The sequence below is a fragment of the Marinobacter sp. Hex_13 genome (assembly GCF_001566815.1).
In the GTDB taxonomy this organism is placed as follows: Bacteria; Pseudomonadota; Gammaproteobacteria; order Pseudomonadales; family Oleiphilaceae; genus Marinobacter; species Marinobacter salarius.
Genome location: NZ_LSMM01000001.1, coordinates 112,008 through 127,884, shown reverse-complemented (window position 1 = coordinate 127,884; position 15,877 = coordinate 112,008). Strand labels below are relative to the sequence as shown.

Annotated in this window: 18 protein-coding genes and 1 pseudogene; 8 read left to right on the top strand and 11 right to left on the bottom strand. The window is 57.5% G+C overall.

The features are described 5' to 3' along the window. Nucleotides 1–257 precede the first annotated feature (257 nt). The 5 genes from AXW11_RS00605 to AXW11_RS00585 form a co-directional block, all read right to left on the bottom strand. Nucleotides 258–608, bottom strand: coding sequence for a VOC family protein (locus AXW11_RS00605; protein WP_091641762.1), 351 nt, complete (start codon nt 606–608; stop codon nt 258–260). Nucleotides 609–743: 135 nt separating this feature from the next. Next, nucleotides 744–1,235, bottom strand: coding sequence for a 2-thiouracil desulfurase family protein (locus AXW11_RS00600; RefSeq protein WP_227662312.1), 492 nt, complete (start codon nt 1,233–1,235; stop codon nt 744–746). A 39-nt stretch (nt 1,236–1,274) separates the two neighbouring features. Next, nucleotides 1,275–1,661 (bottom strand): hypothetical protein, encoded by a 387-nt coding sequence (locus AXW11_RS00595; RefSeq protein ID WP_091641766.1) that lies wholly within the window; start codon nt 1,659–1,661, stop codon nt 1,275–1,277. A gap of 172 nt (nt 1,662–1,833) precedes the next feature. Then, the gene (locus tag AXW11_RS00590) at nt 1,834–2,169 is read right to left on the bottom strand and encodes a hypothetical protein (RefSeq protein WP_075195937.1); all 336 of its coding nucleotides are present in this window, start codon (nt 2,167–2,169) and stop codon (nt 1,834–1,836) included. Next, on the bottom strand, nt 2,170–2,382 hold the full coding sequence (locus AXW11_RS00585) for a tautomerase family protein (RefSeq protein WP_228301252.1): 213 nt from the start codon (nt 2,380–2,382) through the stop codon (nt 2,170–2,172). Nucleotides 2,383–2,469: 87 nt separating this feature from the next. On the opposite strand from AXW11_RS00585, the gene AXW11_RS20775 reads away from it, so the two are divergent. Beyond that, nucleotides 2,470–2,526, top strand: a complete 57-nt coding sequence (locus tag AXW11_RS20775) for a hypothetical protein (protein WP_353743715.1) — start codon at nt 2,470–2,472, stop codon at nt 2,524–2,526. On the opposite strand, the pseudogene AXW11_RS00580 reads toward AXW11_RS20775, so the two are convergent. The 4 genes and pseudogenes from AXW11_RS00580 to AXW11_RS00565 form a co-directional block, all read right to left on the bottom strand. Beyond that, nucleotides 2,516–2,920: pseudogene (locus AXW11_RS00580) on the bottom strand (GNAT family N-acetyltransferase); the annotation flags it as partial. The gene AXW11_RS20775 and the pseudogene AXW11_RS00580 sit on opposite strands and share 11 nt — an antisense overlap. A 77-nt stretch (nt 2,921–2,997) precedes the next feature. Continuing rightward, nucleotides 2,998–3,408 (bottom strand): hypothetical protein, encoded by a 411-nt coding sequence (locus AXW11_RS00575; RefSeq protein WP_091641775.1) that lies wholly within the window; start codon nt 3,406–3,408, stop codon nt 2,998–3,000. Nucleotides 3,409–3,488: 80 nt separating this feature from the next. Then, nucleotides 3,489–3,992, bottom strand: coding sequence for a copper chaperone PCu(A)C (locus tag AXW11_RS00570; protein WP_091641776.1), 504 nt, complete (start codon nt 3,990–3,992; stop codon nt 3,489–3,491). A gap of 28 nt (nt 3,993–4,020) precedes the next feature. Continuing rightward, nucleotides 4,021–5,991, bottom strand: a complete 1,971-nt coding sequence (locus AXW11_RS00565; protein WP_091641779.1) for a metallophosphoesterase family protein — start codon at nt 5,989–5,991, stop codon at nt 4,021–4,023. Nucleotides 5,992–6,096: 105 nt separating this feature from the next. On the opposite strand from AXW11_RS00565, the gene AXW11_RS00560 reads away from it, so the two are divergent. Further along, a complete protein-coding gene (locus AXW11_RS00560) occupies nt 6,097–7,101 on the top strand; it encodes a glycosyl transferase family 90 (protein ID WP_091641781.1) in 1,005 nt (334 codons plus the stop codon). Nucleotides 7,102–7,139: 38 nt separating this feature from the next. Here the strand turns inward: AXW11_RS00560 and AXW11_RS00555 are convergent, their stop codons facing one another. Continuing rightward, complete coding sequence (locus AXW11_RS00555) at nt 7,140–7,724, bottom strand: histidine phosphatase family protein (protein WP_091641784.1); 585 nt, start codon at nt 7,722–7,724, stop codon at nt 7,140–7,142. A 124-nt stretch (nt 7,725–7,848) separates the two neighbouring features. On the opposite strand from AXW11_RS00555, the gene AXW11_RS00550 reads away from it, so the two are divergent. From AXW11_RS00550 to AXW11_RS00525, 6 genes are all read left to right on the top strand, one after another. After that, nucleotides 7,849–8,301 carry a YaiI/YqxD family protein gene (locus AXW11_RS00550; protein ID WP_041336161.1) on the top strand — a complete coding sequence of 151 codons (453 nt, stop codon included), beginning with the start codon at nt 7,849–7,851 and terminating at the stop codon, nt 8,299–8,301. Between the two features lie 70 nt (nt 8,302–8,371). Next, nucleotides 8,372–10,162: an ABC transporter ATP-binding protein gene (locus tag AXW11_RS00545; RefSeq protein WP_091641786.1), complete on the top strand. Its 1,791-nt coding sequence runs from the start codon at nt 8,372–8,374 to the stop codon at nt 10,160–10,162. Nucleotides 10,163–10,247: 85 nt separating this feature from the next. Next, complete coding sequence (locus AXW11_RS00540; RefSeq protein ID WP_041336165.1) at nt 10,248–11,021, top strand: ABC transporter ATP-binding protein; 774 nt, start codon at nt 10,248–10,250, stop codon at nt 11,019–11,021. Continuing rightward, nucleotides 11,011–11,943 carry an iron-siderophore ABC transporter substrate-binding protein gene (locus tag AXW11_RS00535; protein WP_036204309.1) on the top strand — a complete coding sequence of 311 codons (933 nt, stop codon included), beginning with the start codon at nt 11,011–11,013 and terminating at the stop codon, nt 11,941–11,943. The genes AXW11_RS00540 and AXW11_RS00535 overlap by 11 nt, the downstream gene beginning before the upstream one ends. After that, on the top strand, nt 11,933–13,963 hold the full coding sequence (gene fhuB, locus AXW11_RS00530; RefSeq protein WP_091641789.1) for a Fe(3+)-hydroxamate ABC transporter permease FhuB: 2,031 nt from the start codon (nt 11,933–11,935) through the stop codon (nt 13,961–13,963). The genes AXW11_RS00535 and fhuB overlap by 11 nt, the downstream gene beginning before the upstream one ends. 331 nt (nt 13,964–14,294) lie before the next feature. Then, complete coding sequence (locus tag AXW11_RS00525; protein ID WP_091641792.1) at nt 14,295–15,422, top strand: PQQ-dependent sugar dehydrogenase; 1,128 nt, start codon at nt 14,295–14,297, stop codon at nt 15,420–15,422. A 24-nt stretch (nt 15,423–15,446) separates the two neighbouring features. Here AXW11_RS00525 and AXW11_RS00520 read toward each other — a convergent pair whose 3' ends face one another. Continuing rightward, nucleotides 15,447–15,860, bottom strand: coding sequence for a GFA family protein (locus tag AXW11_RS00520; RefSeq protein ID WP_091641795.1), 414 nt, complete (start codon nt 15,858–15,860; stop codon nt 15,447–15,449). Between the last annotated feature and the right edge of the window lie 17 nt (nt 15,861–15,877).

Below are 15,877 nucleotides of genomic sequence, written 5' to 3'. Positions count from 1 at the left end.
GCCCGAAATCCCGGCGGACATTTGCTTTCAGTGCCTTCCTGGAATCCAACACCTTTGCATCACCACGCTCTCTGACCAAAGCGCCGTATCGTCGGCGTAAATACCCAGCGCGTTTGCAGTCCGTTTAGCCTCGGCATAACTGATGCCTGCTAAAGCTGCACTTGCGGCTATACCACAACCAGTGGTTTCTTCCTGAACAACGGGTTCCATATTTTTACCATCTGACACGGAACGAACCGTTAGAGCATCCCCAACGATTACTCATGCTGCAATACATTGATGAGCTTTCCGAACGGATCACGAACATAGAACCGGCGGACACCCCAGGGCTCACTTACCGGGCCGTACTCAATCTCAATATTTCCATTCTTCACTCTCTCCAAAGCGATCTCCAGGTTATCAACCTCGATAGACAGATCAGGAACTGCCGTTCCGGAGCCACCTTCCGATGCCACGCTTACCTGAGTAGTCATTTCCTCGCCCGAGCTATAGGTTCTTATCCATCCATGATCCATCACAACCTTAAGCCCAAAAATAGCCGAGTAGAATTTCTCTGCTTCGGAGGGGGTTGCCGCCGCTATGTTGGTAACGATTCGTTTTACCTTCATTTTGTCTCCCGCAGATTGAGGTTCATTTAGCTCTAACCAGGCAGTATAGTCGCCACTGGCTCGGCACACTCTTCTGCCTGACCCCATCAAAACCCGGGGATTTCAGGTTTTATCTACAGTCTCAAAACATTGTCATCAGGCACTTGTCGCGTGGATGGCCTTGTGAGCATCTGCTATTTCATACTGGCTAAACACTTGAATGTTATGACGACGTAGCAACGCAGCCGTAACCCCCATTCCTGAAGTTCGGTTACCTGAAAAGCTACCGTCATAGATGAATGAACTTCCGCAAGAGGGACTAGACTCGGCCAGTATCGCTATTTCAATGTTGAATTTCTTGCACAGTTCCAAGGCAATCGAGGCACCTGCAATAAAATCGTCGGTAACAATATTTCCGTCTTTCTCAACAACATTGGTTTCGCCATCTAATACACTGTTTCCGCTTCCTCCGTAGATCTCCGCAGGCATCCTTGGGATATTCATTCCGGCTTCAACTTCGGGACACACTGAAACAACCCGACCTTCTGTTATCCAGGTCTCTACAAGCTGATCATTCATCGAAAGGCTCCCACCATCGTATCGAACCCGTTTCCCTAGAAGGCAGGCGCTCATTAATACTCTTCTCAACTTACTAGACCTCAATATTGCTGTGTTTATGCAGCATTCTCAAAATGCCATTGCCGCTGATATCGACACGATCAGCAGCCCAACCCATCCCGGGTGCATTCCTTTGGTTGCGAAAAGTACCAATGCGCTGGACACGCCCATTGAAATTGCCACCGCTCGGAGAAACAAGCCTCGGACATCGGTGACCGGATAAAGAGACATGAAAATGAGTACCCCCGCAATGGCCAGACCAAATACAGAAACGATGTGCCATGTGGCCCACAAAATTCTAACGTAACGCTCTCTGAGGACTGGCTGCCCCTGCGTTGGGACAATTGTCTCTTTACGCATTCGCTGGAAAATCAGAACTTCGCCAAGCGCTGAATGGACAACCGCTACAACGATGGCGACCAGTCCACCAACTAACAACCAGCTTTCACTCGCCATCCGATTCATTCCTTTGATGCAGGGTCAGGGTGCTGTGGCTTAATTTAGCGCGTCCACCGACACGTATAGAGAATTACCATCGCAGCTTGCTATTTGCTACTGGCAGCAAGGTGAGATGGCCTTTATTTGAGGCTTGGGGGTCGAAACCATAGTCTCTGGTGATGTGCTTGACCTATGAGGCACACGGTTGGAGTGAAAAAATGAAAAGCCCAAACCACACATTACCAAGAAGTATCAGTAACTTGATGCCGCCCCGCGCAAAGGCCGGAATATTTTGATATCGGAATAAATACCCGATCACCACCCATTGCACAACCAGCCACACGACTGAGAAATACAGAAAACCTTTGTGGCACTCTACGTCAGTTGCTGTGTAATACGCATACCACCAAGCCGAAACTGCCCCTGTAGCGAGTAGCACAAGAATCACGCAAGATAGAATATTGCGCCAACGCGGGTAACCCGTGCTTAAAAGCTTTTCTTTCGCTTGGCTAAATTTTGCTGTCATTCAAGTCTCTTTTCCAATTGCCACAAAACGAATGCCAACCTCCGACTCGATTTTGCTGAATAACTCCTTAACTAGAACCTTCCGAATCACTGAGGTGCGGCCCTGCATCATATTAATCTCAATGACCGTGTAAGCGGATGATCTTACATCTGGATAGTAAAAGTCCTCAGCATCCGTGGGGATGAAACGATGAGCCCGCTTGTCTTCTGGCATGCCCAAGACTGACTTCATACATCCGTGAATGGCATCAGAAAGCTGAGCCCTGACCGGATCAAGGTGTTTCTTGATTGCAAAGATCAAATGCGTAGAACTTGGTGTCAGGTATCGGGTTGTGGAAATAGGGCTCAATTTCAGTAAACCCCATTCTCTCGTACAAGGCTTGGGCTTTTTTCGTGGGAGGTACTGCGTCCAGAACGAGCCGGGCATAGCCTAAAACTCTGAGTTTTTGGAGGAGGTTTTCCATAAGCGACCATCCGATATCCTTCCCCTGATGTTTCGGACGGACGTACAAACGCTTTACCTCTGCTGTTTGATTGTCGATTCTCCTGAAGCCCACGCCCCCAGCAACAACAGAGTCCACTATTGCAAACGTATATTGTCCACTTGGCAAAGAAAAGAGTGCTTCTATGTTAGCCATCTCTCCCGCAAAATCCTGATAAGAGAGATCAATGCCGAGCCAATCAACGTACTCATGAATTAGCCGTCGGAGTTCCCTGCTATCCGAGGGAAAGCGCACATCCCTGATTACCATCGACTACTCCCTGTTTTTGACTATTGCTTAACACTGAACGAAGCAGCGACTGAAGGCCCTCCGCCTTCCGTCGCTGGTTAGCAAGCCCATAGGGCTGCACCATAGATTACTACACCAGTTCCAAAGACAAACTGGCACAAGATCAGTCCGCGAAACGCGGTACTGTATCGGACGATTATTCCGTGGCGACTCGAATCATTTGCGAAGAGCCTGCTGTGCGGAGGGAAGCTCTTCTCAAGCTCCTGAAGACCCGGGATGGTGAGACGCAGAAGGTGTTGGCTTCTCAAATCCACCAGCCAGAACACCAATGCCAAAATAATGATGAATGCGCCTAGCAACACTAGAAGTACAGGATTGAACTGCCTGTCGATGGCAGTGAAAACACCGCCATCTGCGAAGATCGAGAGAAGCACAAAGAAGTTGAAGCCCTTTAGTCTCTGCTCCGCATTAAATTTGAAATGGTCCCAAAGGTATTGCCACTCATCCATGTGATGTCCTTATTTGCTAACAGCGTGCTATACGAACCCGTGCGCATATCAGGCGTTCGCATACCCCCAGCCAACATCGATCAATGCCCGGAATGGTCCATCCCGTGCTCTTCCATCTTCATGTCGCCGTCCAGCGGCTCAACATGCAGCATCACGTCCATCGTGTCTGCTCCGTCAAAGCTCACCGTCAGCGGCACGCGCTCCCCTTCTTTCAACGGCCCATCCAGTTTTTCCAGCATCATGTGGTAGCTGTGGGGTTTGAGCTCCACGGTTTCACCGGCGGGGATGGTCAGGCCACCTTTCAGAGGGCGCATGCTCATGGTGCCGTCGGTCATGGTGCTTTCGTGAATGGAGACGCTCTTCGCCCTGGGCGTGGTAGCGCTGGTCAGGGTGATGTCGCTGTCGCTGTGGTTGGTGATCACCATGTAGCCAACGCCCATGGGTACACCGGGAGGCGTCGGGCGGCTCCAGGGGTGATTGATGGTTATGGAGTCTGAGGAATGATCGTGGGCGGCGGCCGGGGTGACAATCAGGGTGCTGCAGGCGATCAGGGCGCTGGCGGCCAGTTTTTGGAGTGGGTTCATGTTCCTTGTTACCTCATCAATGGTTGTTTCAATGGAAGTCGTCGTCAGGGCCGTGGCGTTCCGGTTTCAGGAAACGTGTGCCGCCAGAGCGTGAATTCAGTTGCTGGATATTGGTTGGCGCACCGGTTCCATCCAGCTCTACCAGGCCGATACCGGCGTTGTTCCATAACCGTTCGCCAGCATCACGCCCTTCGGGCAGCCTGGGGCTCACTCGCATGCGCCGGCGCTTGGTAAACCAGTTTAGCGGGGACCAAGGCGCGTACAACCAGCGATTGATCCTATCCAGCCACTCCATAAGGGTGTGGGGGAATTCGTTCTTGAGGCCGCTGCTGGTAATTTGCCAGATTCTAGGCCGTTCCGGCCTGTGCCGCAGTCGAACATCGTAGACGAATGAGTAATGTACGTCACCCGAGAGAATCACGAAGGTTTCCGGTGTGCGGGAGTGGCCGAAGATATTGAGCAGAACATTGGCAGCACCCCGGTGGGCCATCCAGTTTTCAGCGTCCACCACCAGGGGTTTGCCGAAGAAGGTGAACACACTCTGGATGGCTTCAATCAGTTTTACACCGAACATGGGCGCAGGCGACACCACAATGACAGCGTCTTCGCCCATCACATCCTGCTGGAATTCGGTCAGCGCTTCCCAGTCCAGCAGGCCGGAAGGCCGCGCCCGATTAAGCTCGCTTCGCCACCGGCGGGTGCGGGTATCCAGCACCACCACTTTAGGTGACGTCTGCAGGGTGTAGTGCCATCGCTGGAACTGCAGCAGATCATCAATCAGTTGGTCCTGCCCGGCGTGATTAAACACGCCATCCTGCTCTGGGGAGGCGGCCAGTTCCTTGATGGCGGGCATGATGTCATCGAAGGCGTCGGGGTTGTTGCCCCAGCCCTGGCACAACAGGTATGCCACCAGGGCATTGCCAACGATGCGCCGGGAAAACGGGTGTTCATAGGTGGTGGTTTCCCAAAGGGCAGACAGGTTCCAGTCGTCGGTCACGTCGTGATCGTCAAAGATCATGTAGGTAGGCAAGTGTGCCAGCGCCCGGGAAGCTTGTGGCAGGCCAGCGACGAAGTCATCGATGGCGGCCTGCTGGTCCTGAAAAACGGCGGCATCCTTGGAAGCCAGCGCAGGCTGGTCCCGTTCGACCAGTTCCCAGCACACAGGCGACCACACCAAGAGGTACATGGCCATCACTTCGCTGAGGGAAATCAGGTGGTTGTGGGCGCTGGCAGTGGTGAACACCGGTTTTCGCACACCGCCGAAGAATCGCTCGATCAGCGCTTCATTGCTACGCACATCCGGGAGCAGCTTTTCCCTATGAAAGTAGGTGTCTGCGTTTTCCCGCAAGGTTTTGCTGTCGCCGACCGAACCGCCGGAGAGCGTTTCCTCATACAAACCCAAACGGTCGATCAGGTGATGTATGGCCCGCAGCATGGGGCCGGCCACGTCGTCCGCGTATATCTGGTCGCCGGTCATCAACAACAATGCTGGCCGCTCTGTGATATCGCCTTCGGCTTCCAGTAACGATTGATCCACTCTCACCAAACCGTCGGCAGCGGCGGAATGGGGCCGCCGGCAGGAACCATGGGCGATCCGGTCCAATCGCTCCCGGATCACGAAGTCAGGCCGCTCGGCGCCCGGCAGGCACAGGTGTGGCGCCCATTCCCGTATCCATCGCTCGTCGCTCCCGACCGAATCCACGGTGTCGTCCGAAACGCCCAGGTCGTAACCGATGCGCGTGTTGGCTGGCAACGGGTCGTTCAATCCAACGTCGATCAGATAGAGGTAGGCGGAGGCGCCGAATCGCACCCTGGTGACGTCCTTCTCTGTCAGTACCCGGTCCATCCATGGCTCATCCGCATCTTGCAGATACAGGCGCAATCTCAGGGCGAGCGCACAGGAGCCGACCAGCCAGAGCGTAAGCCGGTTGAGAGAGGTATGCCGGAGAACAGGCCCGGCCAACACCGGCGACAGGGGCTTTGAAGATCGCTCATTCATTTAATCCTCCTGACACACTTTGCTGTTTTAGTGGTGTCTACCTGACCTATTTCGGGCCCTTGCGTGCTGCGGAAGGCGCGCCTCAACCAACGTCTGGTGACAACAATGCGAGTCGGTGACAATTTTTCCAAGAACCTGCAAAAACTGGGTTACTACTCCGGAAACGCGGTGCGCTCCCTGGTTCCTCGAGCCTACTGGCAATGGCAGTGCGACCTGCTGATGTCGGAATACGAGGCGATGACGGGCGAACGCAGAGCGGCGATTGACGCAAGGGTTGCGTACTACAATCGCCTTTCAAACCCGTTCACGCTACCAGCAACCGCCGAACCCGCCGGCGACTTTACCTTCGCCGGCAAAAGCAGCGCCTACTGCTTCGATTTTCGCAATCTGATCCAGTGTTTCCCCCGGAACCGAAAAGTGGACTACCAGTTCGGTGATGTAACCGAAATCCCGAACGAACCCCGTTTCGTGAAAAGCCGCCCGGTACGTCGTGATGCCTCCAACCGTAACTCAGTATTGCTCAAACTCAACTCGGTTCGGCATTACCAGTTTGTAGAGGACCCGACACCTTTCCGCCAAAAGAAGCCCCTGGCGGTGTGGCGCGGCAAGTCCAACCGCCAGCACCGCATCGAATTTGCTACCCGCTTTAATGACCACCCCCTCTGCGATATTGGCTGCACCCAACATAAGGAACCCGCACCCCAGCCCTACCACAAGGACTTCATGAGCATTGAGGAACAGCTGCAGCACCAGTTTGTGGTGAGCGTGGAAGGCATTGATGTGGCGACGAACCTGAAGTGGATCATGGCCTCCAATTCCCTGTGCCTGATGCGCCGGCCCCGCTTTGAAACCTGGTTCATGGAAGGCTCACTGGTGCCCGGTTATCACTATGTAGAACTGGCCGATGACCACTCTGACCTGCCGGAAAAAGTACGCTATTACCAGAATCACCCTGAACAGGCAGAGGCCATCATTGCCAACGCCAACCGGTATGTAGAGAAGTTTTTCGACCAGCAGATGGAACAGACCATTGCACTGCTGGTGATCCAGAAATACCTTCACCTGAGCGGGCAGGAGGTGTACGACCTCCCACGCCTGAAGGCCGGTTGACCGATAGATAGGGAACATCGAGCCCTGGATTTGAGCGCCTAACTCCCCGGCGACACACGCGCCAGTATCGTCGGGTTTTCTGACAACGGCAGTGCCATAACCACTCCCTCGTTCGACGATGGGTATATGCCGGTCAGTGCCGTAATATTTACCTGATGGGATACCAGCACCACTGGCAGGCCTGGCTCCATTTCATTCACAATGGCGATGGTCTGCTGGGTATGCATGTCTGAGTTGCTACGGTTCTGGAAAAACGAGTTCAGCGACATCATCTCCTTCACCGGCCCCACATCCATTCCCCGCGCGGTATCGAGGCAGCGGCACCACTGACTGCTGAAGACCCTGGCCTCCTCAACGCCATGCTCCGCCAAATAGACCTTCCAAGCCAGCGCCTGCTCGCGCCCTTCGGCATTCAGGTTTCGCTGCGTGCTGCAATCGTCGACATCAAAGTTCGCGGGGTCGCCTGTTCCCGGTGCCAGGGCGTGTCGCAACATCAAAACCGCCCGGCCTTCCCGGAGAGCCTCCCAGGCCTCTGATTCATCGGCGTACGCAGTTCCTGCAAAAAGGGAAATCAGCCCCAGCGAAAACACAAGAAGTGCAGTAAGAACACTGTGAGTTTTCATAAGTTTGTCGATCCTCCACCCGCAAAGCATGCAACCACGTAATTAATACGCACCCCAAACCTACCAGGCTCACATCATCAAAAGGTAAACTTCACCAAGCACCGAACCAACAAAGGAACCAAACATGCCAATCTGGGTCGACGCCGACGCCTGCCCCGTGCCCATTCGGGAAATCCTCTGCCGCGCCGCCACCCGCTGGCAGGTCGATACCACCTTCATCGCCAACCACGCCATTAACCTGCCCCCGAGCCCTTACATCAAACGCCGGCAGGTACCCCAGGGTTTCGACGTGGCCGACAACGACATCATTGACCAGATGGAGACAGGCGATCTGGTGATCACCCAGGACATCCCCCTGGCTGCCGAAGCCATCGAAAAAGGCGCGGACGTGTTCAACCCGCGCGGCCAGGCTTTCACCAAAGAGAATATTCGTCAGCGCCTGGCCATGCGCAACTTCATGGAAGAAATGCGCAATGCTGGCCAGGTCACCGGTGGCCCGGCGCCCTTCAGCCAGACCGACCGCAAGGAATTCGCCGACAAGCTTGACCGCTGGCTGCAACAGAACGCCAGTAGGTGATAATGATTCCATTTTAAATTCTCGACAAATCCGCTACGCTTGCCGCTTTCTGGCGCAAGCGGAGCGAACCATGACAGAGTCTTCCCCCCACACCACCAGCAGCTTTGCCGCCCTGGGCCGACTGCTGAAATACGCTCGCGGCTATCGTCGCCAGATCATTACCGCCACCACTTGCTCCATCATCAACAAGTTGTTCGATATCGCACCGGAGATCCTGATTGGTATCGCCATCGACGTGGTGGTAAACAAGGAAGAAAGCTTTGTGGCGGGCCTGGGCTTTGAGACCGCTCAGGAGCAGATCACCATCCTGGCTGTGCTGACCTTCTTTATCTGGGCCGGCGAATCGATATTCGAGTACCTGTTCCAGATCCTCTGGCGCAACCTGGCTCAACGCCTGCAGTCCGACCTGCGGCAAGACGCCTACGAGCATGCCCAGAAGCTGGACATGAGCTTCTTTGAAGCCCGCAGCTCAGGGCAACTGGTCGCCACCATGAACGACGACGTCAACCAGTTGGAGCGTTTCCTGGATGGCGGCGCCAACGCCATGATTCAGGTGGTGGTGACGGTCGTTGCCGTAGGCGCTGTGTTTTTCGTATTGTCACCGCTCATTGCCCTGCTGGCGTTTACTCCCATTCCGCTGATTATCTGGGGCGCGTTCTACTTCCAGCGCAAGGCTGGCCCGCTGTACGCCGACGTGCGCGAGAAGGTCGGTGACCTGTCGAGCCGGTTGGCCAACAACCTGGGCGGCATTGCCACCATCAAGAGTTTCACAGCCGAAAACCGGGAAGCGGAGCGGCTGAAAGCCAGCAGTGAAGCCTATGTGGACGCAAACCGCCGGGCTATTCGCATCAGCTCCGCGTTTATTCCGGTGATCCGCATGGCGATCCTGGCGGGTTTCCTGGCCACCTTTACTGTTGGCGGCATGATGGCCCTGGAAGGCTCTCTGAACGTCGGTGCTTACGGCGTGCTGGTGTTCCTGACCCAACGTTTGCTGTGGCCTCTGACCGGCCTTGCGGAAGTAATCGACCTGTTTGAACGGGCCATGGCCAGCACCCGCCGCATCCTGGACCTGCTGGCTGAGCCGGTTCACGTTCGGGATGAATCCGGCAAAACGCTGGAACAGCCGGTGAAGGGCGAAGTCACCTTCGAGGGCGTGAGCTTCCACTACCCGTCCAGCGGTGCCGGTATCGACGACATTTCGGTAGCGGTACCAGCCGGCAATACCCTGGCGCTGGTCGGGGCGACCGGTTCCGGTAAGTCCACACTGATCAAGCTGTTGTTGCGTTTCTACGACCCCACGGGCGGCCAGATCCGCATCGACGGCCAGCCCATCCAGTCCGTCAGCCTGAAGTCCCTGCGGGAGGCCATCGGCCTGGTCAGCCAGGACGTATACCTGTTTGAGGGCAGCATTCGTGACAATCTCGCCTACGGCTCCCCCGGCGCGAGTGACGAACAGATTATCGAAGCGGCCAGGACGGCGGAGGCCTGGTCATTCATCGAGGCACTGCCCGAAGGGCTTGCCACCGCCGTGGGTGAACGAGGAGTTCGGCTTTCCGGTGGCCAGCGCCAGCGCCTTTCACTGGCCCGCGCACTGCTGAAAGACCCGCCCATTCTGGTGCTCGACGAAGCCACGAGTGCCGTGGACAACGAAACCGAGGCGGCCATCCAGCGCTCCCTGAAGCGGATTGGGCACAATCGCACCGTGATCATGATCGCGCATCGGCTGTCCACCATTGTGGATGCCGATACCATTGCCGTGGTAGCCGGCGGGCGCATTCTGGAATCCGGCCGCCATGAGGAACTGCTGGAGAACAACGGCCCCTATTCCGCACAATGGCGCGTACAGACCGGTCAGGCCTGACAGCACGCCATACATTGCCAGGCATACATTGATAGTAATTCGCATTTAGATTATTCTGCAGGCCCTCAGATCCATGGGAGCCTGCATGTCTGCGTTCTTTGAAGTATCCAGCCTGGGCGTGCACATTGGTGACGCTGCCATCCTTGACAACATCAACATCGAGTTTCGTGAAGGCGAGGTCACTGCCCTGCTCGGTCACAATGGCTCCGGCAAGTCCACGTTATTGAAAGTGCTGGCCCGCCAGATGTCGCCTTCTTCGGGCAATGCAAGCCTTCTTGGCAGCTCATTCCGGACCACCGGCGCGCGGGAATTCGCCCGTACGGTCGGTTACCTCCCCCAACATCCACCGGGCACAGACGGCCTCACCGTACGGGAACTGGTTGCCCTGGGGCGTTATCCCTGGCGCGGGCCTTTAGGCCGCTATACCGGCGAAGACCACCAGTTCATCGACCAGGCCATACACGATACCGGGCTCGACCACTTCCAGCACCGCTCTGTGGACACGCTCTCCGGCGGCGAACGCCAGCGCGCCTGGATTGCCATGCTGCTGGCGCAACAAACTCGCTGCCTGCTGCTGGACGAGCCGATTTCCGCCCTGGACGTCAAACACCAGGTGGAAACCCTGCGCCTGGTGCACCGCCTGGCCGAAGAACGGGAACTGACGGTGATTGTGGTACTGCACGATGTCGACCTGGCCGCCCGCTTCTGCGACCGCTTGGTGGCCCTCAAAGGCGGCCGGTTGATTGCAGATGGCAGCCCACGCGACATCATGGACTCGGGAATCCTGGAATCCATTTACGGCGTACCAATGGGGGTGATGGAGCGGGCGCCGGGCCAGTGGGTCTCGTATGTGCACTGAGCGTGTGGCTAAAACCCTGATTGCCATGGTGTTCATTGGTGCTCTGTCGCTGCCCGCCAGCGCCGGCACCTGGCAGCATGAAGGCGGCACCCTCACCCTGGACGAGCAACCTGAGCGGATTGTTGCCCTCAACTGGGCCGCCACAGAAGCCTTGCTGTTGCTGGGCGTGACGCCCGTGGGCGTCGCTGACCGCGATGGCTATGACGTGTGGGTGAATGAGCCGCAGCTTCCAGAGGAGGTTGCCAACATCGGCACCCGCGTCGCCCCCAGCCTCGAAGCCATTGCCGAACTCAAACCGGATCTGATTGTTACCAGTGCCGAAATGGCGCCCGCCGCAAAACTGCTGGAGCGTATCGCCCCCACTTACGTTATCAGTGTGTACAAAGAGGGCAGTCAACCCTTCGAGAAAGCCAGTGACATGCTGACCACCCTCGGCGAGATGCTGGGCCGCGAGGCTCGCGCCGAATCGATTCTGGCGGATATTGACACCACTCTGGAAACGCAACGCCGCCGGCTGGAAGCGGCGGGACTGACAGACCGGCCGGTTGCACTGGTTAATTTCATGGACGCCCGCCACGTGCGTATTTATGCCCCCAACGGCCTTTACCAGAGTGCCCTGAATGCCCTCGGGCTGGAAAACGCCTGGCCCCGGCAAGGCAACTTCTGGGGCTTCTCGGTGGTGGGCCTGGAATCCATAGCCCCTTATGAAGACAGCCGTATTGTGGTGATTGCGCCCACCGCCCCCGGGCTTGCAGACACCCTGGCCGCCAGCCCGTTCTGGACGTACCTGCCAGCGGTCAACCGCCATCAGGTTTACGAGATCGACGCCATCTGGCCGTTTGGCGGGGTTTTTCCGGTGAAACGGCTGGCCACCATGCTGACAGACAGCCTGCTGGCCGGGGGCTCTGACAATGTACGCTAGCACCTCCGGCATGCCTGCTTCCCGGCCTGATATGCCCGCCAGGCTGCCCATCGCCGCCACACTCCTCTTGCTGGGCGCGTTACTTGCCAGCGCCGCTCCCTGGCTCAACCAGTTGGATGCCGGCGCTGTGGTGTCAGCGTTCTGGGCCTTCAATCCGGACGACTATTCATCGGTTCTGGCTCACTTCAGCTGGGCGCCACGTGTATCCATCGCCATTCTGATTGGCTGCGGCCTGGGTCTGGCCGGGGCGGTTACCCAACAGGTGCTGGGCAACCCACTGGCTTCGCCTACCACCCTCGGTGTGGAAGCGGGTGGCCAATTCGGGGTGACCGTTGCCACGCTGTTCGCGCCCGGGTTACTGGCCTTCAGCCCGGATCTGGTGGCCATTGCAGGTGGCCTCATCGCCATCGGCATGGTCATCGCCCTGACGTGGCGGCTTGGTTTTTCACCCGTGACGGTGATCCTTGCCGGCCTTGTCATCACCTTCTTCCTGGGCGCCCTCAACATGGCATTTCTGCTGCTCAAGGGTGAGTGGCTGGGCAATCTTTTCATCTGGGGCGCCGGCTCCCTGGTACAGAACAATTGGGGGCCGTTCATGGAGCTGTGGCCCCGCGTGCTGATCATCTCGGTGCTGATATTGCTGCTGATGCGCCCGTTGCAGGTGCTGCAACTGGGGCAGTCGTCCGCCAGTTCACTGGGTGCCAGGGTCGGGCTTATTCGGGCACTGGCTCTGTTCCTGGTGGTACTGATGACGGCAACGGTTGTCAGCCGGGTGGGCGTCGTGGCCTTTGTGGGGCTGGCAGCGCCGGTACTGGCACGCCTGCTGGGCGCGCGTACATTAGCCAGTCGCATCCTGTGGAGCACGCTCATGGGCGGCGGGCTATTGCTGCTGGCGGATACTCTGGCGCATTGGGCATCTACCTGGGGTGATGGCTCCCTGGTGCCGACGGGAACCACCACGGCCCTCATTGGCGGCCCCATCATCCTGCTGGCGTTACAGGGTTTCAGAAACACCCATCACATGCCCGGGCAGGAATCCAACCTTGCGGGCTTCCAGCCCAGGCGGCGCGCGCCGTTGCTGGTCAGTGGTATCGTGACCGGGCTGATCGCACTGACCGTTGTCGTTTCCATGGGTTGGTCCCCGGGCCTGGATGGCTGGAACTGGACACCTGTCACCCAATGGGACAATGCCTGGGTGTGGCGCGGCCCGCGCCTGTTGGCCGCCATGCTGGCAGGGGTCGCATTGGGTCTCGCCGGCACGCTGATTCAGCGGATGACAGGTAATCCAATGGGGAGCCCGGAGATGTTGGGTATCAGCGGCGGCGCCGCGCTGGCCATGGTTCTTATCGTGCTCACCGGCGCGGATGTAGGCCGGGCCGGGCAGCTTGGCGCTGCGACGCTCGGCGCGGCCGGCGCACTCGGGTTATTGATTCTCCTGGCCCGAAAACATCGATTCGCCGGTAACCAACTGCTGCTGGGCGGCCTGGCCCTGTATGTATTCATGGATGCGGGGCTGAGATTGGTCATGGCCTCCGGCGGCACCGTCGCGTCACAACTGCTGAACTGGATGTACGGTTCCACCTGGCTGGTTTCCGAAACCGAAGCGTTTGGGCTGCTGGGATTCATCCTTCTTATCTGCGGCGTTTTGGCGCTGATCGTAAGGCCCCTGACGCTCTTGCCTCTGGGAGATACTTCGGCATCGTCCCTCGGGCTTCCGGTCACTAAAGCCCGCCTGCTACTGCTGCTGCTTGCCGCGGTAATGACTGCATCGGCTACGGTGGTGATTGGCCCTCTGAGTTTCGTAGGGCTCATTGCACCGCACCTGGCACGGGTACTGGGGCAGCAAACCGTTGGCAGGCAATTGATCGTGGCCGGGTTGGTGGGTGGCCTTCTGTTGGCCCTGGCGGACTACCTGTCGCGCATTGTGGTCTTCCCCAACCAGTTACCGGCGGGCTTGCTGGCTGCGCTGGTTGGTGGCGTCTACTTCTTGTGGGGGCTAAGCCGGCACGGTAAAGCGTGACCGACGGGACGTGTCACCAGAGCACCAGGAGGCTGGCTATGATCAGAACAAACACACCGGCGCCGGCGGCCAGTTTCAGCCCTTCAATCGCTTCCTCTTCCGGGGTCATTGTACGTCTCCTTGTGTCCATGGGTATGGATGGTTCCCGTTGATATTGAAGTAACAGTACATGATACTCGCCCAAATGTTAATAGTTCTCATTAACGTTTTTGGTGACGTCAGGGTCGTAATGCCTAGTCGTAATGTTATCACCTGATACTGCCGGCCATTCCGTTCGTATCAAATGCTAGACTTTATCGATGCAGGAATAACCTGGCACGGAGATCATTCTATGAATCGACTCGGCAACATCGCGACTCTACTGGCGTTGGCTGGGCTGGCAGCGGCCGGGCCAGCCTTCGGGCAAACGTTCAGCTCAGACAAAGCCGACTTTCGTCTGGATACGGTCGCGGAAGGCCTGGAACATCCCTGGAGCCTCGCCTTTCTCCCCGATGGTTCACAGTTGGTGACCGAGCGCGAAGGCCGGCTACGCCGAATCGAGAATGGTGAATTGCAGGACAAGCCAATTGCCGGTGTTCCCGAGCTGGTGGTCTCCGGCCAGGGCGGCCTGCTGGATGTAATCCTGCATCCGGACTTCGAAAACAATCGCACTCTGTTCCTGAGTTACGCCCATAAGATCAGCCGCGACGGGCTGACGACCAGAGTGGCTCGTGCAACGTTGGACGGCGACCGGCTGTCAGAGGTTGAAGTGATTTTCGAGGCCCTCCCCCGAGGCAACACCAGCCGTCATTTCGCGGGCCGCATGGAATTTGATCGCGATGGCAATCTGTACGTCGCGGTGGGCGACCGGGGTGAAATGGATCGTGCCCAGGCCACCGATGACGATGCCGGCGGCGTTCACCGCCTGACCGTTGACGGCGCCCCCGCGCCGGGCAATCCGTTTGTCGACGACCCGTCAGTGAATGACACCTTCTTCACCTACGGCAACCGCAACATTCAGGGCATGACCGTTCACCCGCAAACAGGCGACATCTGGAGCCATGAGCACGGCCCCAGGGGTGGCGACGAGATCAATATCATCCGTGCGGGTAACAACTACGGCTGGCCAGACGTCACCTATGGCATCGACTACTCCGGGGTGCCCATTACCAGCAAAACCACCATGAAGGGCGTGACCGACCCGCTGCACTATTGGGACCCGTCCATTGCCCCCTCGGGCATGGCATTCTATACCGGTGACGAATTCCCGGAGTGGCGGGGAGATCTGTTTGTGGGCGCCCTGAAAATGCAGAAGCTGGTGCGCCTGAGCATTGAGAACGGCACGGTCAGGGAAGAAGAAGATCTTCTCGAAGACCTGGGTGAACGCATCCGTGATGTGCGAATGGGGCCCGACGGTGCATTGTGGCTGTTGACGGACGCGGACAACGGCAAGGTCTACCGGATAGTTCCAGCAGAATAGTTCGACGAAGAAAGCAACGACGCGTCAGTGAGGATCGTTGGTTCTCTCGGTTTTCTCAAACTGCGGGGTATCGTCGGTGATGGTGAACCAGTCCGACTTGGAGCCCACATAAACGTGTGATGCCGGCCCCTTTTCCAGGGGCTCATTGATCACGCCCACCCGCAGGCGCAGTATACCGGGGATGGCATCCACGCGGCTGTATAACTGGCTACCGCACCTGGGGCAGAACCCACGGTACTTTCCCGGCCGGGATTCGTATTCACGGATCAGATCCTCACCCGCCGTAAAACGGGCATGGATTTTCTGGATCGGCGCACTGGCGGAAAATGCGCTGCCGTGAGCCCGGCGGCACTGGCTACAGTGGCACAGGGCAATCGGCCCCAACGGGCCGTCGTATTCAAGTTTTATATCGCCGCACAGGCATTGCCCTGTCAGCATAACGTGACCTCAACCAT